Source organism: Anaerobacillus sp. ABA4_114, from assembly GCF_056159065.1.
The window spans coordinates 2,782,310-2,805,970 of sequence record NZ_JBSWUM010000001.1 but is presented as its reverse complement, the minus strand read 5'-3'; the positions used below and the strand labels follow the sequence as shown (position 1 = coordinate 2,805,970).

28 protein-coding genes are annotated in these 23,661 nt (G+C 42.5%); 24 read left to right on the top strand and 4 right to left on the bottom strand.

The window, feature by feature from the left end; translation table 11 throughout:
* Window positions 1-55 precede the first annotated feature (55 nt).
* The 9 genes from ACXAEY_RS14375 to ACXAEY_RS14335 all read left to right on the top strand — a co-directional run bounded on the left by ACXAEY_RS14375 (window position 56) and on the right by ACXAEY_RS14335 (window position 8,013).
* On the top strand, window positions 56-1,069 hold the full coding sequence (locus tag ACXAEY_RS14375; RefSeq protein ID WP_474812763.1) for a serine hydrolase domain-containing protein: 1,014 nt from the start codon (window positions 56-58) through the stop codon (window positions 1,067-1,069).
* A 34-nt stretch (window positions 1,070-1,103) separates the two neighbouring features.
* A complete protein-coding gene (locus ACXAEY_RS14370; RefSeq protein ID WP_474812762.1) occupies window positions 1,104-1,679 on the top strand; it encodes a histidine phosphatase family protein in 576 nt (191 codons plus the stop codon).
* 23 nt (window positions 1,680-1,702) lie between these two features.
* Window positions 1,703-1,903 carry a hypothetical protein gene (locus ACXAEY_RS14365; RefSeq protein ID WP_474812760.1) on the top strand — a complete coding sequence of 67 codons (201 nt, stop codon included), beginning with the start codon at window positions 1,703-1,705 and terminating at the stop codon, window positions 1,901-1,903.
* 59 nt (window positions 1,904-1,962) lie between these two features.
* Window positions 1,963-2,670, top strand: coding sequence for an alpha/beta hydrolase (locus ACXAEY_RS14360; RefSeq protein WP_474812758.1), 708 nt, complete (start codon window positions 1,963-1,965; stop codon window positions 2,668-2,670).
* Window positions 2,671-2,985: 315 nt separating this feature from the next.
* On the top strand, window positions 2,986-3,543 hold the full coding sequence (locus ACXAEY_RS14355) for an MEDS domain-containing protein (protein ID WP_474812756.1): 558 nt from the start codon (window positions 2,986-2,988) through the stop codon (window positions 3,541-3,543).
* A gap of 138 nt (window positions 3,544-3,681) precedes the next feature.
* Window positions 3,682-4,722: a zinc-binding dehydrogenase gene (locus ACXAEY_RS14350; protein ID WP_474812755.1), complete on the top strand. Its 1,041-nt coding sequence runs from the start codon at window positions 3,682-3,684 to the stop codon at window positions 4,720-4,722.
* Between the two features lie 118 nt (window positions 4,723-4,840).
* A complete protein-coding gene (locus ACXAEY_RS14345; protein WP_474812753.1) occupies window positions 4,841-6,175 on the top strand; it encodes an FAD-binding oxidoreductase in 1,335 nt (444 codons plus the stop codon).
* A gap of 115 nt (window positions 6,176-6,290) precedes the next feature.
* Window positions 6,291-6,860, top strand: a complete 570-nt coding sequence (locus tag ACXAEY_RS14340; protein ID WP_474812750.1) for a nucleotidyltransferase family protein — start codon at window positions 6,291-6,293, stop codon at window positions 6,858-6,860.
* Window positions 6,861-6,933: 73 nt separating this feature from the next.
* Window positions 6,934-8,013 (top strand): AI-2E family transporter, encoded by a 1,080-nt coding sequence (locus ACXAEY_RS14335; RefSeq protein ID WP_474812748.1) that lies wholly within the window; start codon window positions 6,934-6,936, stop codon window positions 8,011-8,013.
* A 49-nt stretch (window positions 8,014-8,062) separates the two neighbouring features.
* Here the strand turns inward: ACXAEY_RS14335 and ACXAEY_RS14330 are convergent, their stop codons facing one another.
* A complete protein-coding gene (locus ACXAEY_RS14330; RefSeq protein WP_474814845.1) occupies window positions 8,063-8,314 on the bottom strand; it encodes a DUF192 domain-containing protein in 252 nt (83 codons plus the stop codon).
* A gap of 483 nt (window positions 8,315-8,797) precedes the next feature.
* Here ACXAEY_RS14330 and ACXAEY_RS14325 point away from each other — a divergent pair, with 483 nt between their 5' ends.
* The 9 genes from ACXAEY_RS14325 to ACXAEY_RS14285 all read left to right on the top strand — a co-directional run bounded on the left by ACXAEY_RS14325 (window position 8,798) and on the right by ACXAEY_RS14285 (window position 15,842).
* Window positions 8,798-8,962: a Flp family type IVb pilin gene (locus tag ACXAEY_RS14325; RefSeq protein ID WP_474812747.1), complete on the top strand. Its 165-nt coding sequence runs from the start codon at window positions 8,798-8,800 to the stop codon at window positions 8,960-8,962.
* A 72-nt stretch (window positions 8,963-9,034) separates the two neighbouring features.
* Window positions 9,035-9,532: an A24 family peptidase gene (locus ACXAEY_RS14320; RefSeq protein ID WP_474812745.1), complete on the top strand. Its 498-nt coding sequence runs from the start codon at window positions 9,035-9,037 to the stop codon at window positions 9,530-9,532.
* Window positions 9,529-9,903 (top strand): TadE family protein, encoded by a 375-nt coding sequence (locus tag ACXAEY_RS14315; RefSeq protein ID WP_270181368.1) that lies wholly within the window; start codon window positions 9,529-9,531, stop codon window positions 9,901-9,903. Before ACXAEY_RS14320 ends, ACXAEY_RS14315 begins: the two co-directional genes overlap by 4 nt.
* The gene (locus ACXAEY_RS14310; RefSeq protein WP_474812743.1) at window positions 9,903-10,802 is read left to right on the top strand and encodes a pilus assembly protein TadG-related protein; all 900 of its coding nucleotides are present in this window, start codon (window positions 9,903-9,905) and stop codon (window positions 10,800-10,802) included. Before ACXAEY_RS14315 ends, ACXAEY_RS14310 begins: the two co-directional genes overlap by 1 nt.
* A 26-nt stretch (window positions 10,803-10,828) precedes the next feature.
* On the top strand, window positions 10,829-11,419 hold the full coding sequence (gene cpaB, locus ACXAEY_RS14305) for a Flp pilus assembly protein CpaB (RefSeq protein WP_270181370.1): 591 nt from the start codon (window positions 10,829-10,831) through the stop codon (window positions 11,417-11,419).
* Entirely contained in the window at window positions 11,416-12,612 is a 1,197-nt protein-coding gene (locus ACXAEY_RS14300; RefSeq protein ID WP_474812741.1) for a CpaE/TadZ family protein, read from the top strand. The genes cpaB and ACXAEY_RS14300 overlap by 4 nt, the downstream gene beginning before the upstream one ends.
* A gap of 13 nt (window positions 12,613-12,625) precedes the next feature.
* Complete coding sequence (locus ACXAEY_RS14295; protein WP_474812740.1) at window positions 12,626-13,957, top strand: CpaF family protein; 1,332 nt, start codon at window positions 12,626-12,628, stop codon at window positions 13,955-13,957.
* Between the two features lies 1 nt (window position 13,958).
* The gene (locus tag ACXAEY_RS14290; protein WP_474812738.1) at window positions 13,959-14,918 is read left to right on the top strand and encodes a type II secretion system F family protein; all 960 of its coding nucleotides are present in this window, start codon (window positions 13,959-13,961) and stop codon (window positions 14,916-14,918) included.
* Between the two features lie 3 nt (window positions 14,919-14,921).
* Entirely contained in the window at window positions 14,922-15,842 is a 921-nt protein-coding gene (locus ACXAEY_RS14285; RefSeq protein ID WP_474812736.1) for a type II secretion system F family protein, read from the top strand.
* A 63-nt stretch (window positions 15,843-15,905) separates the two neighbouring features.
* Here ACXAEY_RS14285 and ACXAEY_RS14280 read toward each other — a convergent pair whose 3' ends face one another.
* Window positions 15,906-16,589: a bacteriorhodopsin gene (locus ACXAEY_RS14280; protein ID WP_474812734.1), complete on the bottom strand. Its 684-nt coding sequence runs from the start codon at window positions 16,587-16,589 to the stop codon at window positions 15,906-15,908.
* Window positions 16,590-16,803: 214 nt separating this feature from the next.
* Between ACXAEY_RS14280 and ACXAEY_RS14275 the strand changes: the two genes are divergently transcribed.
* The 5 genes from ACXAEY_RS14275 (at window position 16,804) to ACXAEY_RS14255 (ending at window position 21,863) form a co-directional block, all read left to right on the top strand.
* Window positions 16,804-17,340 carry a DJ-1/PfpI family protein gene (locus tag ACXAEY_RS14275; RefSeq protein ID WP_474812732.1) on the top strand — a complete coding sequence of 179 codons (537 nt, stop codon included), beginning with the start codon at window positions 16,804-16,806 and terminating at the stop codon, window positions 17,338-17,340.
* A 68-nt stretch (window positions 17,341-17,408) separates the two neighbouring features.
* Window positions 17,409-18,092 (top strand): response regulator, encoded by a 684-nt coding sequence (locus tag ACXAEY_RS14270; protein ID WP_474812730.1) that lies wholly within the window; start codon window positions 17,409-17,411, stop codon window positions 18,090-18,092.
* The gene (locus ACXAEY_RS14265) at window positions 18,092-19,096 is read left to right on the top strand and encodes a sensor histidine kinase (RefSeq protein ID WP_474812729.1); all 1,005 of its coding nucleotides are present in this window, start codon (window positions 18,092-18,094) and stop codon (window positions 19,094-19,096) included. Before ACXAEY_RS14270 ends, ACXAEY_RS14265 begins: the two co-directional genes overlap by 1 nt.
* A 99-nt stretch (window positions 19,097-19,195) precedes the next feature.
* Window positions 19,196-19,957, top strand: coding sequence for an ABC transporter ATP-binding protein (locus ACXAEY_RS14260; RefSeq protein WP_474812727.1), 762 nt, complete (start codon window positions 19,196-19,198; stop codon window positions 19,955-19,957).
* Window positions 19,947-21,863 (top strand): FtsX-like permease family protein, encoded by a 1,917-nt coding sequence (locus ACXAEY_RS14255; RefSeq protein WP_474812725.1) that lies wholly within the window; start codon window positions 19,947-19,949, stop codon window positions 21,861-21,863. The genes ACXAEY_RS14260 and ACXAEY_RS14255 overlap by 11 nt, the downstream gene beginning before the upstream one ends.
* A 32-nt stretch (window positions 21,864-21,895) precedes the next feature.
* Here the strand turns inward: ACXAEY_RS14255 and ACXAEY_RS14250 are convergent, their stop codons facing one another.
* Both ACXAEY_RS14250 and ACXAEY_RS14245 read right to left on the bottom strand, forming a co-directional pair.
* Complete coding sequence (locus ACXAEY_RS14250; protein WP_474814843.1) at window positions 21,896-22,531, bottom strand: STAS domain-containing protein; 636 nt, start codon at window positions 22,529-22,531, stop codon at window positions 21,896-21,898.
* 6 nt (window positions 22,532-22,537) lie between these two features.
* A complete protein-coding gene (locus ACXAEY_RS14245; protein ID WP_474812724.1) occupies window positions 22,538-22,741 on the bottom strand; it encodes a hypothetical protein in 204 nt (67 codons plus the stop codon).
* Between the two features lie 113 nt (window positions 22,742-22,854).
* Here ACXAEY_RS14245 and ACXAEY_RS14240 point away from each other — a divergent pair, with 113 nt between their 5' ends.
* Window positions 22,855-23,634: a GNAT family N-acetyltransferase gene (locus ACXAEY_RS14240; RefSeq protein ID WP_474812722.1), complete on the top strand. Its 780-nt coding sequence runs from the start codon at window positions 22,855-22,857 to the stop codon at window positions 23,632-23,634.
* Window positions 23,635-23,661: the final 27 nt, after the last annotated feature.

The following is a 23,661-nucleotide window of genomic DNA, read 5'->3' as shown; positions in this document are numbered from 1 at the left end:
TTATGGTGGGGATTCTTCGACAATATATCGTAAAAAACGGGTGGTGACAGGTACCATGAACGAGACAGGTACCATGAATGAGCTTCTTTCATGGGTAGAAGACATTAAGAACAAAAATGCTAGTTCAGCTGCTTCACTTCTTATTATGAAAAACAACGATATTCTATTCGAACATTATAGTGGCACACACAATAACACGAAGGGTGCTCGTAAGGTCGATCAGCATTCACGGTTCAACGTCGCATCTGCAAGGAAAAGCTATCTTGGTCTTGCTGTTGCGTTTGCTGTCTATGAAGGAAAGATTACGAGTTTAGATGATCTTGCGAGCGATTACTTCTCAGAAATAGATCCTGAGTTGCTCGGGGCGACAACCATTCGGCATCTCGTTACACATTCACATGGCCTAGATGAGGACGCAGATGGTAACGTATACAGAGAGTTCGAACCTGGAGAAAACTGGGCTTATCGAAACATCAATGTTGTCATGATGACAAAGCTCATCCATCGTCTTTACGGTAGATCCTTCCCTGAACTTTTAAAAGAACGAGTCTTTGAACCACTTAATTTTACGAAGTCATGGTGGGAGGTTTCGGATGCAGAGGACCTCGTCAGGGTGAGCGTAGATCCTAATCAAGAAGGGGAACGTGCATTAGGAACAGTTGAAGATGGTCTAGATAAAAATCTCTTCGTAAATACAAGAGAGTTTGCAGAGTGGGGTAATCTTTTTCTAAACAGGGGAAAGGCAAATGGGAAACAAATCGTTCCAGAAGAGGTAATTGATCTGGTAACGACGATTCAAAATCTACCTTACGCTGATAAGGAGCTACCGCAGAACGGCTTCTTCTGGTATGTTCAAGACGTTCCGCGTGAACGGAGTGAGCTTGGCAGTCGTGTTCCTAGCGGGTCTTATCAAATTCTTGGTGTAACAGGACCGACGCTTCTCGTCATTCCTGAATACGATGTCGTTGTCGCGAAGATGTACAACAAGCGGTATAACTATGGTGGTGAAAACTACTTATACTATTTAAAAGAGTTTAGTAATCTTGTAGCAGATGCGTTTAATAGATAAAGGGGATACATAAACAGAAAGGATAGGGGATACTATGCCGACAGTAGGACTAGTAAGACACGGCGTTACAGAATGGAATACGTTAGGAAAAGCACAAGGCCATGCGAATGTGCCTTTGAACGAGGAAGGAAGAAAGCAGGCATTAGCGCTCGCTGAGAGACTCTCACAGGAAGAACCATGGGATGTTATCATCACGAGTGACCTTATGAGGGCGAAGGAAACGGCGGAGATAATCGCTTCGAAGCTGAACACGCCACTGATCGAGCAAGAGTGGATTCGAGAAATAAATTGTGGTGATATCGAAGGAACGACAGAGGATGAAAGGGTGGAAAAATGGGGTGAGAATTGGCGTGATCATGACCTCGGAATGGAAGAGCGATCTGATGTAGCGATCAGAGGTAACGCATTTTTAGAAGAGGTAGCGAAGGATCATCAAGGAAAAAGAGTTCTCGTCGTGAGCCACGGGGCTTGGATCGGAATCACGCTCGAACATTTATTTCCTGAAGAGTACACTCATGCGTTGATCGACAACACGTCACTTTCAATCATCGAAAGAGCGGGTCAAGGTTGGCACAACCCACTATTCAATTGCATCAAGCACTTATCATAGTGTTCAATTCTGGAGGGGAGTTTTTGAGAAAAATTCTTTCTAGTAAGTGGTTCGGCTATCCGTTTATTTTATCTCTACTATTCGGAGATTACGGCAGCCGATCTATTCCATCAATTTTCGGCCATGTAGGAAAAGCTCTAGTTATTGGGGTAATTGTATCCCTAATGGTTTATTCCATCCAAAATCGTTCGATCATTAAAATGTTTGAAAGCAAGCAAGAGTGACCGTTTAAAATCAGGTGATCTATATGTTCAGCGTCGTTTTTGCATAATGGAGTGAAAATATGGTGAAACGCATTGAGACTATACATTTGCCTTATCATATAGCAACTATAAAATCGAAAGCTTCCAAAACAATCGTCTTGTATCACGGCTGGGGGAGCAAGGTGGAAGGCTCGCTGGATGTAGCAGAAACCCTTTTTGAGGAAGGCTTTTCAGTCGTGATTCCGGAGTTGATCTACCACGATTCTCGAGGACCCTTTGCCAATCATTTTCAACCGGACATCATGCAGTCGTACTTTTGGAAAACGATCTTCCATAGCATTGACGAATTTCCAAAGCTTCTTCAGTCGATCGATGAAAAAATGGAAGACGTCGTTCTCCTTGGAAGTTCGATGGGTGGCTTTATTGCGAATGGGATTGCAAGTAAGCACTCGGTAGGAGGGCTAATAAGTGTGAATAGCTCAGGTTCATTCGTACGGTCTGAAACCTTATTCCGAAAGCGTGATCGCCGAGGAGAGATCCCGAATAACCTTTTAAAAGGGTTGAAAAATTATGATCCTGTTGAGCAGTCGTGCTCGTTAACGCCTACGCTACTTCTTCATGGTGAATGCGATGTGATCGTTCCGATATGTGGGCAGGAAGATTACTTTCGCAAAGTGATGGAAGAGAATCGAAGTCATGCAGAATTCCGCCGCTACCCTGGTGTTGGTCATGAATTCACGGGTGAAATGGTTAACGATGTGTTAGCGTGGTTACATAAGCTTTCTTAAGAAATTGGTTAACGAAACTTCTTAAAGGGAGTTCCTTTTTTATGCCTTGGATATAAAAAAATTCAATGCGATCAATGCCTTTGGACAACCCATTCTCTATCCGTTCGCCGCCATTTTGTGGATGTGTGTTCTTGGGCTCGTGTTTGCATTTATGACGATTAACGTCATGCGAAAAAGGCAAATTGCATAGTTAAAAGGTAGCAATTTAGGAAAAGAGCAAATCAAATAAAGGATTCGCTCTTTTTTTGTCTAATACTTTAAGTGAGCAACGTCCTCGTAGTAAGAAAGTCTTAAATAAACTAGAGGGGTGATGTATTGAAAAGTGAAATGAATCGGTTGTTTGAGGACAAACGGTGCGTTCATGTGCTCTATGCCTACCAGGGAAGATCGAATTATGTTAAACAAGTGCTCGGTTTTATCCAAGATGGTATCAAAGCGGGTGAACATGTAATCCTGATTGAAAACGAGCCTGTTTATCGTCTTATCGAGAAAGAACTTTCCAGACTGTTAACAGAAGAAGATAGATCATACGTCCACCGGATCAACAACTTTGATTTTTACTTTTCAAGCGGCAGCTATCATCCTCCAGCGATTGTAGAGCATTTTCAAAAATCCGTGGAACCTTTTGTAGAGAATAATGTTTCGTTCAGGTCTTGGGCGCATGTCGAATGGGCCTCGATGGACGAACCGCTGCATATTATAGAAGATTTCGAGAGAATTGTTGATCGCGCCGTTCATGAATATTCGTTTCCGCTCATCTGTGCATATGAAGATGAACGGATGCCAGATTATCTCATCGATATTCTCATGGAAACCCACCCGTACGTGCTGATGGAAGAAGAATTTATAACGTCGAAGCAATACCAGGCTTAACATTTGTCTGCTTAAAGCAACTTTCGTGTTAATAAAGAAAACGAATGATATAATGATTCACACTGTGAAAGACTATGAAGAGCTAAGGCTCTTTTTTTATTTGTAACAAGACTACATAACGCGAAAGGTGAGGAAGAAATGAAAGCTGTTCAAGTAACAGGGTACGGTGATGTTGATAAGCTACAGGTTGCGGAGGTACCGATCCCAGAACCAAAGGATCATGAAGTGTTAGTAAAAGTAAAAGCTTGCGCGATCAACAATACAGAGATCTGGATGCGAGAAGGTGCATATGGAACGGGATCAAAGTCCGGCTGGCGTCCTGAAGGGGTACAATTCCCGCGTACGCCAGGGTCGGATATTACGGGTCAGGTTGTAAAAGTTGGAGCGAGTGTCGATGGGGCGATGAAAGGTAGGAACGTCGTTCTCTTTCCTTTTACCTCGAGTGGGGAAGAAGGCGCTGAACATATTTCTGAAGACATGTCCTTCATCGGATCGGGATACGATGGCGGCTATGCGGAATACGTTGTTTGGCCAGCAGATCTTTGTTTTGATATGCCGCTATCGAACTATATTGAAAGTGCCGTGTTCTCCGTAAGTGGGATGACCGCGTGGCACATGGTTGAACAAATCCAGCCGAAGCCTGGCGAGACGATCATGGTTACAGGTGCGAACGGTGGAGTAGGATCGTTAAACGTGCAGATTGCAGCGAACGTATTTGGTGCAAATGTCGTAGCGATCGTCGGTGATCTTGAACTAGAAGAACGCATGAAGGAGCTTGGAGCGACGCACGTGCTTTCTTATAAGTCTGAAACCCTTGCACAAGACATTCTCGATGCGAATGGCGGCCCGATCGACGCTGTTCTAGACGTTGTTGGAGACGCGCTCTTCGCAACCTCTTTACAAGTATTGAAAAAAGGCGGAAAGTTTTGTACGTCAGGTTCTGCTGGTGGACAGAAGACTGAGCTCGATTTTCGTACGCTCTATTTAAAACATATTACTCTTTACGGATCTGTACTCGGAACGCGCGCTGAGTTTGAGAAGATGTTAACTGCCATTTCAGAAGGGAAGGTCCAACCTGTCATCGATCGAACGTTCCCACTTGATGCAGCGAGAGAAGCACAGACGTACTTTAAGAATGCTGGTAAGTTAGGGAAGATCGTTCTACTGCCAGAGGAATAAACGTTAAGACCCGTCCGAATAGGCGGGTCTTTTTTTATCACTTTTTTATATACAGAAGCTACCCAACGTCCTCCGCCCACATACACTGCTGTATGAATAAGAAAAGGTGGGCGAGAGGATGGCGACTGAATTAACCGGACGGGTCGTGTTACCTGGTGATCCAGCGTATGACAAAGCAAGGGAAAATCTGAATCTGTATCAATCGAAGTTTCCTGGAGCGATCGTATTTTGTCAGGAGGAGAAGGATGTCTTACATGCCTTAACATTTGCTCGTGAAAAAGGTCTTCCTTTTCGAGTGAGGAGCGGAAGACATAGCTATCAAAACTTTTCGAACCTAGATGGAGGATTAGTGATCGACATTAGTGAGATGAACGAGATATCGGTATCTGTGCCAACCAAGACAGCGAAGGTATGTGCTGGAGCGGATTTAGGAAAAGTGTATAACACGCTATGGAAATATGGCCTCGCACTACCTGGAGGAACAGAGTTCAGTGTAGGTGTCTCGGGTGTAACGCTAGGTGGCGGCATCGGGTATTTGTCGAGAGAATTCGGATTAACGTGTGACCATGTTCAAAGCATGAGAATCGTCGTCCCAAAAGGTGAGAAAGGTGCCGGAATCATTGAGGCAACGAAAGATGAAAATAGCGATTTGTTCTGGGCTTGCTGCGGTGGAGGCGGCGGGAATTTCGGTGTCGTTACATCGTTTACTTTTCGAACACATCAAATCGACAACGTCTCCGTTTTCAATATCGAGTGGGAGTTCGATCAGCTCGAAGATGTATTCGAAACGTGGCAAAACTGGGCTCCGTTCACTGATCATAAGCTTACCTCGACGCTAGAACTTCATGCGAAAAGTAAGAACATCATCCGCTCTGAAGGTCAGTTCTTGGGGTCGAAGAAACGATTGATCGAACTGATCAAACCGTTGCTAAAGGACAATAAGCCAAGTAAAGTCCAGGTTGGATCCCTTCCTTTTAATAAGGCGTTCAATTATTTCAATGAGCCTTCAGGAAATAAGCCGTCATTCTTTAAAAGGTCTGGGTCTTTCGTGTATAAGCCTATTCCGGAGCGAGGCATTTCGATTATGAAACGATTCCTCGAACACGCGCCGAATGAAGATGCGGTGATCTGGCACCAGTCACTAGGTGGCGCTGTTTCTGAAGTTCCGCCTTCAGACACTGCTTTTTTTCACCGTGATGCGAAGATCGCACAAGAATATAACACAACGTGGACGAATGAAGAAGAAGCTAGGGATAACGTTCAATGGGTAGTCGCGTTAAGGAAACAAATGAGACGCTTTACGGAAGGTGACTATGTAAACTGGCCAGATGAAACGATTAGGGATTGGCAACAGGCTTACTATGGGGAAAACGTTCACAGGTTACGAAAGATCAAGACAGAAGTGGATCCTTTAAACGTGTTTCGCTTTCAACAAAGCGTTCCACCATATTAAACTTACGCACTCTCGTTTGAGAGTGCTTTTTATTTTCGATTGTGGTTCCTTCCATGTTTTGAAATAATTGGTTTAGCAAAAAAGACAGGCTGCAATTAGCGAGAGGGGAATCAAGATGTTACATACTGAAGAAGACTTGCTGACTAGTGTAACAAAAGACTCTAAGATGATGGAAATTTTGAGAGCAGCAAAGTCACTAAACCTTCCAGATTGGTGGGTATGTGCTGGGTTTGTGCGGTCAAAAATTTGGGATGTTCAGCACGGCTATGAAAAACCTACGAAGTTGCCAGATGTGGACGTCATTTATTTTGACAAGGATCTTATCGACGAGGGTGAAGAAGTAATGCTAGAAAAACAGCTTTACAAGGTCTTTAAAGACATGCCTTGGTCGGTGAAAAACCAAGCAAGAATGCACGTGTTAAACGACATGGCACCCTACCATTCTTCAGTGGATGCCATCTCAAAATTTCCTGAGACAGCTACTTCGCTTGGGGTAAAGCTAGACGAACAAGACCGCTTAATCATTGCTGCCCCTCATGGGCTAGATGATGTCCTTCAAATGAAGCTGCGTCCAACTCCAGCTTTCTTAAATAACGAGCGTAGTTGGATTTATGAAGAACGACTCCGTAAGAAAAACTGGATTTCTAAATGGCCTCTTCTAGACGTTACTTATGGAAAAATTTAAATTCCCTGTTATGAAGACTCCTTGTTGTGGAATATAGTAAAAGCTATCACTTTTACGTAGAGGAGTTATGACGATGTGGATGAAACACAATTTTTTTAAATATATGACTGGTGCGATACTCGTACTTATCTTATTCTTTTTTCTTGCTGAATTAGAATTTGTAAAACCGGTCATCACAATCATCAGCACGCTTTTTTACCCAGTGCTGATCGCAGGATTTTTCTATTACATTCTTAAACCGGTCGTTCGACTTGTTCGAAAGATCCCGTTCGTTCCAAATCTTGCGGCGATCCTGATCGTCTTTGCGTCGATCGGAGGGCTTTTATATATCGGATTCAAGCTCTTAGCTCAAACGATTGCGGATCAGGCGACTAGTATTATGAAGGATCTTCCGAAGAAGCTTGAGAAATCAGCTGAAGAGGCACAAAAAGCAATTGAGAAAAACGATATGGGCATGGTTTCAGTTGGAAACCTGAGGCATAAAGCAACAAGTTTTCTAGGAGACGTTACACAAAATTTCGGAGATAACATCACGCAAATCGTTTCGACTCTTACTAGTGCGACAACAGTACTGATCGTCGTACCTTTCGTTCTCTTTTATTTTCTAAAAGATGATCATAAGTTGATTCCATACTTATTGAAGTTTGTTCCTGGCCATCACCAAGAAGAAGGGAAGAAAATTTTACAGAACATCGATGATACGGTGGCAGCTTACATTACAGGTCAAGTGATCGTGGCAGTCGTCGATGGTGTACTTATGTATATCGCCTATCTCATACTCGGGCTTCCTTATGCGCTTATACTTGGAATGTTTGTTACGCTTACAGCAGTCGTGCCATTCTTCGGGCCGATCATTGGCGTTATCCCGGCACTTGTTATCGCTCTAACACAAGACCCGATGATGGCTTTTTCAGTGCTCGTGGCACTCGTTATCGTGCAGCAGCTTGAAGGGAACTTAGTCGCACCGCTCGTATTAGGCAGCAGGTTGAACATCCATCCATTAACCATCATTCTGCTATTGATCGTGGCGGGAGCGCTTTATGGATTTATCGGAATGCTGATTGCGATTCCGTTTTACTCTGTCTTAAAAGTAATCATCAAAAACATATATGAGTTGTATCGTCTGAGGCAGATGCGAGAGATTAGTGAGTGAGGAAGATCGGTGTAGTGCAGAGCGCTATACCGATCTTTTTATCGTTAAACTAGAACTTAAGATGATCGTTCACCTTGAGTTTATACTTTGATATGGATCCTGCGGGAAGTTCAAGAACTGAGCGTGCTTCTTTAACCGGCATCGTAAAACGCCACGGAGTTAAATTAGGTATAAGTTTAATCACTTTATTTTCGCTGTTAAGGAAAACAGCATCGATGGAAAAGGTCATGAAGCACATATGGATGGCGTTACAGGGTGTGATCAGCAGTCCTTCTAAGTCGAGGGGTCTTTTACGAAACATCAATCCTCTAAACCGTGTTGCGAATGAGTCAGCGAACGTAATCGAATGAGGGAGTGTTCTATATATCATACATCCAGAGGGTTCTCTCATGTTCTTCATACCTCCTAGTGATATCGTTGTATTTACTATATAACAAGGGATTAACATTCACAACTGTATGTAACGACTTTCTATTATTCTCAAACATTTACAATTAAAATAAAAAAATAGGTTTACAAATTCGTTATTGAGAACTACAATAAAAGTACAGATAGTTCTTTAAAAAGAACAAAAACTCAGAATCGAACACTATAATGAACGATCGTAAACGTATACTGACGTTCACTAGTAAAAGGGGGTTTGAAATGAGGATAGCGTAACTGTTTCGTCTTGCTATGTTATTACTTTCTTTCAAGGTCTCTAAAGCATACTTACTGAAATCCGTTTCATTTGTAGCCATAAGTATCTCACTAAATAAAAACATCCAAATAGGGAGGAAATGAAATGTTAAAGAAGATGGCATCGTTCGTTCGAGAAGAAGAAGGTCAAGGTATGGCGGAGTATGGGTTGATTCTTGCTGGTGTTGCTGTTGTAGCAGTAGGAGCGTTTAATCTTCTTGGTGGTCAGGTTGATACGTTGATCGATAAGGTAACAGCTAAACTTAAATAATCCGAACGAATACCTTCTTTCTCTAGCCCCACTTTCATAGGTGGGGCTAATTTTAAAAGGAGATGCATAGGGATGATTTTTAGTATCTTGGTCGTTACGTTACTCCTATCTTTCTATACGGATATAAGAAGTAGGAAGATCTTGAACATCGTCACATTCCCAGCCATGCTGGTTGGTCTGGTTTACCATACGGTGACACAAGGGCTTGATGGATTGTTATTCAGTGGAGCTGGTTTATTAGTAGGTTTATTGCTCCTTTTCATTCCTTACTTATTAGGAGGAATGGGAGCGGGTGACGTGAAGCTACTTGGAGCAATAGGAGCCCTTACAGGCGTAACCTTCGTCTTTCAGTCATTTATCTACACGGTACTAATTGGTGGATTGATCGGGCTTATCTTACTTATAAGAAAAGTAGAACTCAAACGACTTTCTCCCCTCTATCTATTTTCTTTCTTTTTTTCAATAAAAAGCACTTCATCTCAAAACGATAAATCCAAAATCACCTTTCCATATGGAGTAGCCATTACAGTTGGGACGTTGTGTGCGTCTTTCTTAGGAGGGATGATGTGAAATCTGAAAAAGGTCAATCGATGGTTGAATTTGCATTGGTTCTTCCTGTGCTCATTGTATTATTGTTCGGGATCGTTGATTTTGGGCGAATCTTCCATGCCTACCTCACCATCGATCATGCAAGTCGAGAAGCTGCTCGTTCAGCAAGCGTTGGAGAAGACGATGCGACGATTCGGGCAGTAGCAGTTGATAATGCAACGAGTATCAATCTTTCTGGCTCTCAAGTATCGATCTCTCCTGGTGGAAAGAAAACATCAGGCAGCGAAGTTAGGATCACCATCAGTCACAACATTGATTTCCTCACTCCTGTGATCGCCTCATTAACTGGTCCGATCGATCTGACGAGTACAACGGCGATGAGGGTGGAGTGATGAAAAGAATAGTTAAGCTACTATTAAATGAAAGCGGCGGTACCATGGTGATGGTTGCGGTCAGTATTACAGTTTTACTCGGTGCAGCGGCGATGGTAGTTGACGTAGGGCGCCTCTATCATGAAAAGAGTACATTGCAGAACGCAGTTGATGCAGCAGCCCTTGCAGGGGCTCAAGAGCTGCTCACTAGCAGAAGTAAAGCAACGCTGGTTGCTGGAAGCTATGCGAATAAAAATGGTTATCCGGTTTCTTACTGCGATGTACGGACAGGAGCTGACACGATTCATGTTTCTCAGGCTACAAATGTGCCGATGACGTTTGCGAAAGTACTCGGCATTAAGGATGCGAAGGTAAGTGCCTCTGCAAAAGCAAAAGTTGGACCTGTTTGGCCAACAAAGGGGATCACGCCAATTGCACTAGAGTATACAGCAGTACCACATCAAACGGAATTGAAGTGTAGCAACCCAGGTGAAAAAAACGGAAACTGCGGCTATCTTGATATTGGCAGCAATGGTGCAAAGGGACTTGCGAACAACATTATAAACGGTGTAGAGATACCAAAAGGTACTAAAACCGTACAAACTGAGCCAGGGCAAAAGTGGGGACCGGTTAAGAGTGCGTTTCAGACGCTAATCAATAACGACGCAGGAAAAGCTCATTGTCAAAGTGCGACATCAGCAGACGCATCGTGCGATCGGATGATCATTATCCCGTTAATCAAGTCTTGGGACGGAGTGAATGGGAAATCGACGGTTGAAATTGTAGGATTTGCTTCTTACTGGGTCGATCGCATCGACGAACCAAAGCGTATTGTTGGAAAGTTCAAGAAGATGATCACATCTGGGGAAATCGATGGGTCACAAACTGGGAACGTTTACGGCGTGAAACTTATCAAGTAAAGACAGGAAAAGGTAAGGAGGAGCATATGAAAACGAAGCGAATCTGGATGTGGTCTCTCGTCTTCGGAGTGATTGCAACGTGTATCGTCTACGTAGCACTTTTCTCAAACATAGGGATCGTTGCCTCAACAGGTTCTGACTCAGATGTGGAAGAGATGCCAGAGGTTGTTGAGGTCGCAGAAGCTGCCCCGACGGTCATCGAAAGGGAAATGAGCAATGAAATGCTCGAGGTCAGTGAAGGAAAGCGAGCCATTTCAATAAAAGTAACGCTTGAACAAGGGGTATCGGGTTATGTTGTACCAGGATCATTCGTAGATGTTGTGGCGTTTGAGACATCTGTGAACGAAGAAAAGAAAGAAGAGCTTCGATCAGCGAAGGTTGTTCTCCAAAATGTTAAAGTCCTAGGCTCCGGAAAAGCTTCGGATGCTGGTGAAGAGTCACTTCTGTATGAAACTGTCACATTAGAAGTAGATGCAAAACAAGGTGTTCAAATAAGTCTAGCTTCAACGGATGCGAACGGTTTTTACTTAATGTTACGAAATGAAACCGACAAAGCGATCGAGAAGGCAGAACTGAAAGAAACAAGACAGGTTGTTGAAGGAGTTGTTGCGAAATGAGTGTAGAGTGGTACTTTTATTGCGACTCAAACGGCCGAGCAGAAAAAATTGAGACGTTCCTTTTGAAGAGAGGACAACATTTAACGTGTTTTCAAACTCTTACAGACCTGCAGTCACGTCTTGAGGATACCTCTAATGCTACTCTCTTTTTACAGCCAAACAATGTTTACAATGTCTATGAACTTAGCGAAGAGATTTCGATCAAGCACCCACATATCTACATCATCATCATCTCTGAAGAAACGAATGAAAATACAAAGAAAGCGATGCATTCTGGTGCATCGAACTTATTGACACTCCCGATTAAAACAGAAGAGCTCGTCGATGTTGTGACACAAGCTCACCGTTACATGAATTATCGCGCTGAACAGCAAGGTGTAAAAGAGAATCATGAACCAAAGAACGACAGTCGTGTGATTTCCGTTTGTAGTCCTCGCGGTGGAATAGGACGAACGGTAACTACCGTGAATTTAGCTGCGAGCTTCGCTAGAGAAGGAAAAATGGTCGCTGTGCTCGACACGAACATTCAATTCGGAGACGTCACAATGTACTTTGACGTGAAACCGAAAAATACGATTTATGAATGGGTGAAGGAAGGGTACGACAAAGGGAGATTTTCAGTCACGCATTATTTAACAAAACACGATTCTGGTGTTGCGATTCTAGCTCCACCACCTCGACCAGAGTTTTTTGAGATCATTACCGAGCATCACATCGAGATGGCGATCACCGAACTTAGGAAAGATTACGATGTGATTTTAGTTGATACAACTTCTACGATTTCAGAAATCCATCTGAAGAGCCTCGTTCTTTCTGATGATATCTTATTGCTGATGACGAGCGACATACCTGCTGTGCGTAATACGAAGCTCTACATGGAAACGCTTGAACCACTGAAGTTAATCGAGAAGGTAAGCGTTATTTTGAACAGAGATTCTAGAAAAACGACGATCGATCAGAAGCGTTTAGAAGAGATTCTTCAGAAATCGATCATCTCTATGCTTCCAGACCAACCAGGACCTGTTGCAACTTCAATAAACGAAGGGTATCCGCTCGTATTAAAAGATGCGAAAAACGCTCTATCAAAAGCGATCTTTTCGCTTTCAAAGCAACTGTTGCCGGAAGAAGAGGAGTCCGTTCAATCTGGATTAAAATCGATCAAGTCTATGCGCTGGCCTTTATTGAGTAGGTAAGGGAGGGAATCGAGTGTCTCTTTTCAAACGTTATGTAGATGTTCAACCTGTAGATGCTGGCGAAGGCAAGGTAAAAGTTCCTGTTAAGACGAATGAATACATTGTGATGGAAACAAAACTCCAAAACTATTTATTAGAAGAATTAAAGAAAAAGCAGTTTGATCGTGATGAAGAAACGAGAAAGATTCGTGAACTTGGTAAGGCGTTCATCGACAAAGAAGGTGAGCGGTTAACGTTCGAAGAGAAGAAGAGTCTCCTTGGAACGGTCGAGCATGAGCTTTTAGGGTATGGACCCATCACTCCTCTACTAGAAGACTCTACGGTTTCTGAGATCATGGTGAATGGCCCATTCGATATTTATTACGAACATCAAGGGAAAATCTTAAAAAGTGAATCATCGTTTCGTGATGATGCACATGTTGAGCGTGTAATCGAGCGGATCGTATCACCCCTTGGGCGTCGAATCGATGAGAGTTCGCCGATGGTAGATGCGAGATTACCAGATGGCTCTCGTGTCAATGCGGTTATTCCTCCTCTAGCACTCCGGGGTCCGTCTTTAACGATTCGAAAATTCTCAGCGACTCCTTTCCAAATCTATGATTTGATCGATTACAATACGCTCAGTACCGAAATGGCAGATTTCCTAAGTATGTGTGTTAAATCACGGTTAAACATCTTCATTAGTGGCGGAACAGGTTCAGGGAAGACATCCTCGTTGAACGTATTATCATCGTTCATTCCAAACGATGAGCGAATCGTAACGATCGAAGATGCTGCCGAACTTCAGCTTTCGCAGGATCACATCGTTGCACTCGAATCGCGTCCCTCCAATATAGAAGGAACAGGAGCGATCACCATTCGTGACCTCGTTAGAAATGCCCTACGTATGCGTCCAGATCGTATCGTCGTAGGGGAGGTTCGTGGTGCAGAAGCGCTCGACATGCTACAGGCGATGAATACGGGTCACGATGGAAGCTTAAGTTCAGGACACGCCAATTCTCCTCGTGATATGCTGTCTCGTTTGGAAACGATGGTCTTAATGGCAGGGTTCGATCTGCCGCTTCGTGCGATTCGTGAGCAGATTGCAAATGCACTCGATCTTATCGTTCATCAAGTTCGCTTGAAGGATGGTTCAAGAAAGATGGTAAAGATCACTGAAGTTCTTGGTATGGAAGGAGAAACGATCGTACTTCAAGATCTATTCGTTTTTAAAGAAGATGGGCGTAATAGCAAAGGGAAAATCGAGGGTCGCTTCGTATCGACTGGGGTAAGACCAGGGTTTGCCGAAGTGCTCAAACAAAATGAATTTACGATTCCAGCTTCATGGTTCAAAGAGGAGTGGTGAGATGAATGAGATCGTTCTATTGATACTGATATTTTTGGCTTTCTCTTTGACATTTTACTTCATTACGATGAGTTGGAAGAAAAGGAAGAAGGCCAATACGAGAATCAAAGAGTTCGTACCAGCTGGTCCGTCGGTCGTTGAAAAGAAGAGCGAGGATAAGAAGGAACTACTGAGGCCACTGATCATTAAACTTTCCAACCTTTTTAATGGAGTGAAGTTTAGCAAGGATACGGAAATAAAGCTTCAGCAGGCAGGAAGTACATTAAAGGTCGAGGAGTTTTTTGTCGTACGACTTCTTGTCGCTGCTGCAACTCCTATCGCACTTTTTCTTCTCACGGTTCCATGGTACTTCTGTCTTTTAGCGATTGGAATCGGGTATATTCTGCCTGAACGATATATGGTCAATAAAGCAAGAAAACGAAACAAACAGCTGTCTTACCAGCTAGTAGAAGCCTTAGCAACAATGTCGAACTCTCTTAGAGCAGGGTTTAGCTTTGTTCAAACGATGAAATTGATCGGAAAAGAAATGCCAGATCCAATCGGTCCTGAGTTCGAGCGTGCGGTTAGGGAAATTGGGATGGGGATTCCGATGGAAGAAGTGTTTGAAAGCCTGATCGCTCGTGTTCCAAATAAAGAACTTGAAGTTGTCATCCAAGCGATTTTAGCACAGCGTAAGAGCGGAGGAAATCTAGCAAAGCTCATGGATAATATGGAGGAGACCGTTCGGGGAAGAATCCGGATACTAGAAGAGCTCAATACATTAACTGCACAAGGGAAGCTATCATCGTGGGTCATTACAGCACTACCAATCGTTTTAACGTTGTACCTTTATTTTGTAAGCCCTGACTACTTTCAACCGATGATCGATTATCCAATAGGGTGGGTATTGCTTGGCATAGGTTCAATTTCCCTTATGCTTGGGTGGTTCATCATTCAAAAGATCGTACGAATTGAGGTGTAGCATATGATCAGCATGTTGTTTGTGATCTCTTCCGTCGTTTTCTTCATGCTCTTTTTCACTGCGGTGTTTTCTACAATTTATCAACGAGATCTAGCGATTGAATCCCGTGCAGATGTCTATTTTGGTAAATCTGAAGGTGGTGAGAAACGGACCAAAAAGACATCGAATGGAATTACTCAAACGCTATTTCGTAAATTGTGGAATATAAGTGTTGCGCGTCTAGGAAGGTTGCTTGAGCGAAAGGATCATCGAAAGCTAGAGCTGATGATTCGGGAAAGTGGCTATGAAAAACTATCACCTATCGAATTTCGTCTGATCCAAATTCTTGCGTGTGTTACCGGTGGTTTTCTTACGCTATTGCTGATTGGACCGACCTCTGATGGCCTATCTACTTTATTTTTTGCGATCGCAGTATCTTTCTTGTTTTATCGCTATCCCATCTTTTATATAGCTAAGAAGAGAACGCAACGGATAAAGCTTATTAACAGAGAACTTTCTGACTTTTTCGATATGGTGAGCTTACTACTAGAAGCTGGTGTTGGTCTAGAAGGAGCGATCACGGATGTATGTGACCGTATGAAAGGACCGCTATCTTCTGAATTTAAGAAAACGTTAGATGAGATGAAACGAGGGAAATCGAGGCGTGAAGCTTTCTACGATATGAAAAGAAGGGTGCCTTCTGATAGTTTTAGAAGCGTGATGACATCGATTATTCAAGCTGATCACCTAGGCGTGGGAATGACTAGAGTTATCGTGAGTTTAACGACGAGGTTAAGAGAGCAGAGACGTGAGATCGCAAGGGAACAAGCGATGAAAGCACCTGTGAAGATGCTTATACCGATGATTTTATTTATCTTCCCTCCAATATTTATCGTCATCTTAGGTCCTTTAGTCGTTAAGGTATTTATGGAAGGATTGGGGTAAGAATCGTGGAGAGAGAACATACATAGAAAAAACCAGTATCGTCTGCATAGATACTGGTTTTTTCTATTGATGAAGTCTCCTCAATCCGTGCAAGTCGATCATACCAAATCCTATTTTTGAGAACAGGGGCAGGATGATAAAGGAAAGGGCACTGACCATTTCCTGGGTTATATTTAAGCCTGTGGAGCCAAGCAGCCATGCTGTTGGATAGAGCACCCAGAAGGATGTTAAGTAAAGAGCGGTTATGTTGTAATGGCGGTAAAGTCGCTTACCACCAGCTCGCGCTAGTTTTCGTAAAGGCATCCATAGGATGAATAAGACGATGACGAGTGCAATGATTCCGAACGCATACCAGATGTATTTGGTTCTTTCAGGAGAAAAGTCAGCGATCAGCCCGGTTAAAATCATAAACACGTCAGCAGAAACTAAGCCGATGAGAAGTCCTTTGTTTTTCTTTCTCTCATAAAACATAGCGGTCAAGGCGAGCGATAATAGGAGCAGCGGGGTCGTGACAACCCAGTCAAGGTAACGTGCGAAATAGATCGTTCGATCCGCACGTTCAACAACGCCTTGTCCTAAAGCGATCGAGAGGTAAGCTGTCCCAGACCAGGCGGTGATGATGATTGGGATGACGTATTCATAAAGCGGCACGTTCTTTGGCTTCCGACTTAGGATGAAGAAGTAGATAGCGGCAGCGATCATTAAAATAAAATAAATGATGTGTAATGTAATATCCAAATTAGACATATCGTTCTCCCCTATACGAATTCTTAGTGGTATCCAGTATAGACAAAACTCAGTTCTATTAATCCTATTCTAGTAGAAGGTGCTCCATTTGAAGGTAAGAAGAAAGGAAAACGTGATAACGTTGCAGAAAAGATACTAGTGTTTGGGAAAGTTGAACCAAAAATAGTTTCGTGTCTCTTTTCTACATTGTCATTAAAATGAAGGAGCGTGAGTCATGTATACGGGTATTCTCTTATACCATGGATTCAGTGAGTATGAATTATCGGTTCTTGTTTCTGTGCTTAAGCAAGGAAAGAAGCCGGTCGTTTTTATAGGACTCGATCACGGACTTGTTTCAGGAGAAGCTGGGATGCCTTGTTATCCACAGTTTAGTATCAATCAGGTCGACCGATCAAAGGTAGATAGTCTCGTTCTTCCTGGGGTTGATGATTTCGAACATCTTGTTGAGCACGATGAATTAAAAGCATTCTTAAAGAGCTTGAAGGAAGAAGATTTGTTGATCGGGGCGATTTCAAGTGCTCCATATTTCTTAGCGATGAGTGGATTGTTGGAGAACAAACGATACACGACGGGCCTGACGCGCGAGCAGCGCATGTTTCTAGCAACCTTCGATGAAGACTATTTCTGTGATAAACCGCTACTGGTAGATGGGCAGATTATTACAGCAAGGGGTTCATCTTATGTTGACTTTGCTTTTCAGTACGGTGAATCGTTAGGGCTTTCATTCGATCGAAGCTGGTATGGAAGATAGAGGAGTCGAGCGAATGTGTGGTAGGATAGTAGTTGGGTAAAAATGACAGATGAGCGTGGTGAAGTATTGTGTTTAAGGTTTTTCTGATCGAAGATGATCAGTCACTGTTTAGTGAGATGAAAAAACGCTTAACCCAGTGGTCGTATGATGTACATGGGGTGAGTGATTTTAATCATGTTTTTAAGGAATTTTTGGAGCTGAAGCCGGAGTTAGTGATCATCGATATCCAGCTTCCTAAGTTTGATGGCTTTCACTGGTGCCGGATGATTCGAGAACATTCAAACGTTCCGATCATCTTCTTATCGTCTCGAGACCATCCGACAGATATGGTGATGTCCATGAATCTTGGGGCAGATGATTTCATTCAAAAGCCGTTTCATTTTGATGTTCTCGTTGCTAAGATTCAAGCGATCTTAAGACGTGTATACAATTACAACACCGAAGAGACTGGCGTGAAGACGTGGCTTGGAGCGACGGTAGATTATGAGCGGAATCGCTTATCGAATGAACAGGGCACGATCGATTTAACAAAAAACGAAATCTATATTCTAAAAATCTTGATCGAGCAGAAGAATAAGATCATTAGTCGGGATGAAATCATCACGGTGCTATGGGAAGATGAACGGTTTGTGAGTGACAATACGCTAACGGTCAATGTGAACCGATTACGAAAGAAGCTAACGGAGCTTGGACTTGGAGATTCGATCGTCACGAAGGTCGGTCAGGGATACATGGCTGTGGAGCGCGTGTAATGATTAAAGCCTTTCTTATCGAACGAAGAAGTTGGATCGGTCTCTTTCTTTTTCTGCAGTTTTTGCTGCTCCTAACCTCGTACGTTGATCAGTCGATTTCGTTCTCGTCGATTCTGTACGTTGTCTTTCTTTCTACGCTCATCATGACGATTTTTCTTGTCATGAGATATCGAAACGAAACAACATTTTACGGAGAATTAGAACAGAGGGAAAACGACCTTGAAAGATGGAGTGTTCCTGAGGCAAACAGTCCCTTTGAGCAAATTGTTGAACGTAATTTAGTTTCAGAAATCGAAAAGCTTCAAGAAGAAGTATCAAGAAAACAGGTGGCGATCGAACAAGAAAAGGATGATATGCTCTCGTGGATTCATGAAGTGAAAACACCTCTTACTGTCATGTCGTTAATGATCGAGCGCCTCGAGGATAAAGAGGCAAAAGCTCAGTTAACCTACGAGTGGCTTCGGATTCACCTTTTATTAGATCAACAGCTTCATCAAAAGCGCATTTCATTTATTGAAACCGACGTGTACATCGAGCGGGTAAATCTTGAGTCAATTCTTTTCGGTGAAATTAAAACACTGCGATCGTGGTGTATCCGAAAAGGAATCGGATTTGAAATCGATCTTGATGTAGAGGAAGTGTTGAGTGATGCGAAGTGGCTTGCTTTTATCATAAGACAGCTATTATCGAATGCTGTGAAATATAGTGATTCATCCGATTTGAATATTACGAGTACGATGATTCAGGATCAAGCTGTTCTTATTATTACTGACTATGGACGAGGAATCGACTCGCAAGACTTGCCTCGTATTTTCGATAAAGGGTTCACCTCGACAACGAGGCATTCCGATCATGCTGCGACTGGAATGGGTCTTTACCTTGCGAGGAAAGTTGCAGATGCGCTACATAGTAAACTAGAAGTGGAGTCAGAGGCTGGTGTTGGGACGACTGTTAAGGTGATCTTCCCAAATGCGAATAAAGTTGAATCGTTAAGAGGCGTGTGACAAAAGTGTCACATGCTTTTGTGTTTTGTTAGGTGATTGAAAGGAAACCCGTTCTCACCTCATTTACACTTAAGACATCAAGTAAGGGGAGGTCTTCACATGATCGTATTAGAAGCAGCAAAATTACATAAAAGCTATGGAAATAAGTTCACAAAACATGAAGTGTTAAAAGGGATCGATTTACAGATCGAGCAAGGGGAGTTCGTCAGTATCATGGGGGCATCTGGGTCTGGTAAAACAACGTTGTTAAACGTTCTCTCATCAATCGATCGAATCAGTCATGGATCGATTAAGGTACAAGGAAAAGAAATATCAAAATTAAAAGAAAAGGAGCTAGCAAACTATCGAAAGCATGAGCTGGGCTTTATCTTTCAGGAGTATAACCTGCTCGATACCCTTACAGTGAAAGAGAACATTCTTCTGCCGCTATCAATCAAGAAGGTATCGAAAAAAGAAGCGAATGAAAAGTTTAAAGAAGTTGCGGGAGAATTGAACATCGAGAGTATCAGTGATAGCTACCCAAATGAAATCTCTGGAGGACAAAAGCAACGCACATCTGCAGCACGTGCATTCATCCATGAACCGAGTATCATATTTGCTGATGAACCAACAGGTGCCCTTGATTCGAAATCTGCTTCAGACCTGTTAACCAAATTGAGTGATATGAATGAGAAACGAAAAGCAACGATCATGATGGTCACGCATGATCCTGTGACGGCAAGTTTCAGCTCACGGGTAATCTTTATTAAAGATGGAAGCATCTACACCCAGTTGAATAAAGGAGAGCAGTCGAGACAGGCATTTCTAAAGGACATCATGAAAACGCAAGGTGTGCTTGGCGGTGTGACGTATGAGTACTAAACAGCTCATATTCCGTAACCTTCAGAAGAACGTAAGAAACTATTATCTCTACATTTTTGCACTCGTCTTCACTGTCTCGCTTTACTTTACGTTTGTTACTTTGCAATTTGCCCCGGCCCTTAGCAATGACAGTTCGATCAATGCAACAGCAGCTATCCGAACAACATCGATCTTTTTGATCGTCATTATAGGCGTCTTTCTTCTATATGCGAATAACATCTTCATCAAACGAAAAAGCAAGGAAATCGGGCTATTTCAGCTGATCGGGATGACGAAGAATCGCATCTTTTCTATTGTTAGCATAGAGAATGCGATCGTGTTTCTCGTTTCCGTCATGCTCGGAACATTCGTTGGATTTGCGCTATCCAAGCTGATCCTAATGTTTTTTTTCAAAATAGTTGGTATAGAGAAGACGGCTAGTCTCTACTTTTCCGTGGAAGCTTTTTGGTTAACGGTTTTGGTGTTTGGGGTTATCTACCTTCTTATCACAGTACGGAACTATGTATTCGTTAAGAGAAGAACGATCTTAATGTTATTTAGCGTTTCAACAACGACAGAAGATCGAGTAAAAAGTATTTCTGTGTGGGAAATCATCATGGGAATCTCCGGAATCGTTCTGATTCTTATCGGATACTACGTATCTTCTAAACTATTTGATGGGGATTTCACCTCTCTCACTCAGATGATGATCGCCATGATTTCAATCCTAGCATCTGTTATTACTGGAACGTATCTTTTTTATAAAGGATCTGTTCGGTTCATTACGAATCTGATCAGACGAAAGAAAAATGGATACCTCGATATCAATGCAGTGCTGTCTCTTTCATCAATCATGTTTCGGATGAAATCGAATGCATTCATGTTAACGGTGATCACAACGGTTTCAGCAGTCGCAATCGGGCTATTATCCTTGAGCTATATCTCCTATTATTCAGCAGAGAAAAACGCTGAACTAAATATTCCTGATCATTTTGCCTTTACAGATGAAACTGATGCGGATCGGTTTATGGAAGCGATGAGTCAGAAAGCGATCTCGTATGAAGAAAAGAAGATCGAAACTTTTAGAGAAGAGGTAGACCTTTCATCTGTTATGGATCCTTCTCTCGAGGAAGTTACGCTGGACCTTGAGAATGTCTCCATGCTCATCACAAACGAGAAAGATGTTGAAGGAATCTCAGTCGAGAAAAACGAAATCCTTTTCACAGGATATAGCAGAATGGTAGAGAAAATCATGCCTCTTAAGGAAAAAGGGAAACTAGTCATACATGGTGAGAGTTCTCCCCTTGAACTGAACTATATTGGGTTGAGAGACGAATCGATTGTTAGTGCGCGTGTATCAGGTGGAGGATTACCAACGGCGGTTATAGACGAAGAACACTTCAATAAGCTTTTGAGTGAGGAATCGAACGATTTCTATATAGGCATCAATGTAGAAGAAGGTAATCTAAAGAAGGCAGATCAGGTCTTTCTTGATCTCGGTCTTCAAGAAACGCACCAATCACAACTGTATGTTAAGACTAACCAAAAGCAAAACATGGGCTTGGTGATGTTTATCGTTGGTTACCTTGGTCTCACTTTCCTCATAACATCCGGCTGCATCCTTTACTTTAAACAGATGGATGAAAGTGAGGAAGAAAAGCCTAGCTATCGTATTTTACGGAAGCTAGGATATTCGAAACGTGATTTAGTAAGAGGGGTTGCTGGTAAGCAGGTGTTTAACTTTGGTATCCCGCTTATCGTTGGCTTGCTGCATAGCTATTTCGCTGTTCGATCTGGTTGGTTCTTGTTTGGAACCGAATTATGGACTCCGATGATCATCGTGATGGTGATATACACGATACTCTATTCGGTCTTTGGGCTGCTTTCGATTAAGTACTATAAACAGGTTATTAAAGAAGCGCTGTAATCAAAAACAGACCAGGAGCGTCCCTGGTCTGTTTAAGTTTCTTTTACGAGTTTGTATCCGATATAATCTAAGGCTTGCTCCAAGTTAGATCGTACAGTAATGTCTTCAAGATCACTATCCGATTGAATGGCTCTCAAGGCAAGCTGAGGCCGAATGCCGGTTATGATCATATGAACACCCACAAGGTCGAGGGACTTGCTGATTTTCAATAGGTTGCTCATATTGCTCTCATCAATATCAATAAGACCCGAGAGGTCGAGTAATATGTATTCGAGATTTTTCTTCACACTGTGTGCTAAGGTAGTTTCGATAATTCGCTCTGTGCGTTCGTTATCGACGTCTCCGATTATCGGTAGAATCGCTACTTCACTTGAGATGGGAACGAGCGGTACAGATAGCGTTTCGATGTTCGTCTGTGCGCGATCTAGTTCTAATACGTTTCCTAATAAATTTGCCATCGATTTCATAAGCGCAACATGGTCTTCGCTAAAATGATGAGGACGACTGTCCATCCCGCAAAGTGTTCCGAAGTTTTCGCCGCTTCTAAAATTGATCGGTACTCCGATCAATGAGCCTCCACCAAGACTTTTTGTAACATCCATTTCTTTTGTAAAATCATTTGTCGTTAGATCTTCAATGATGAGCGGTTCACGACCAGCTCGTACGATGAATTGTCAGTAAGAATCACGATATAACGTTTCGAAACCTGATTCGAGTAGAATTTCATTTCGATTAAACGCTTCGAGGATATCAACGTCTTGTTTATCGTTTCTAGCGACGAAAAACGTATTCACGTCGATAAACTTGCTGATTAGATCTAGTACATCTTTTGCTGCGTCATGAATGCTATTGTATGCAGGGGTTTGCGTCATCTTCATCTTTCGCTCCCTTCTTCAGATTACTGTATAATTTTATCGTAACATAGTTTGGAGAAAAGGGTATCACTAACGCTGACGCGGATTTATATCCAATAGAGAAGAGGGGGAACGTTTTGACATACAAAACACGGTTAGTAGATAATTTTGTTAATAAAGTTTCTTACTTTGCGAAACGCCTAAAAACGATGGAAGTGATCGAAACCAGTCACGCGACGATTGTTGACTCTGGTTACCCTTCAGATACGTTTAATGTTATTGCGATTCGTCAAACTCTCTCAGAAGAAGTCTTCTTAGAAGCAATATCTAGGTTTAAAAAGAAAGAGTATCCTTTGAGCGTATGGTGTTGGAATGAGGAAAGTACACGTAAGAACGATTTTAAAAAACTTGGATTGGTTGAGACAGAGACCAATGTTGCAATGGTTAAGGAAATGGATGATACCGAGAATGAACCGGTACTTCCAAAAGGTTTTGAGATTAAAAGAAATGAGTCACCTGAAGACATCGTCTTGTTCGGAGCGTTGATTTCTTCATTTTTTGGAGAATCACTAGAAGGGAAAGCGGTCAAGTCATATTACGATGACGTCGCTTCTCTCAGCATGAAGTCTTCGGATTTGACGTTGTACATAGGGATAGCAGGAGGAAAACCCGTCACGACCGGTTCAATAATCGTTAGCTCAGATAGTGTTGGCATTTATGATATGAGAACATCGGTTGAAGAACGTGGAAAAGGGTACGGTACTGCCATGTTTCGTTATCTGCTTTCTGAAGCAAGTAAGTACGAGAAGGACGCCTGTTTCTTGCAAGCATCCCCGGACGGATTTGGTATTTACGAAAGTGCTGGCTTCAAAGTGATTGGAGAAATGAAAGTATATGGATGGGGATGTAACAGTTAGTTCGAAATCAAGTATATTGAATTCGAG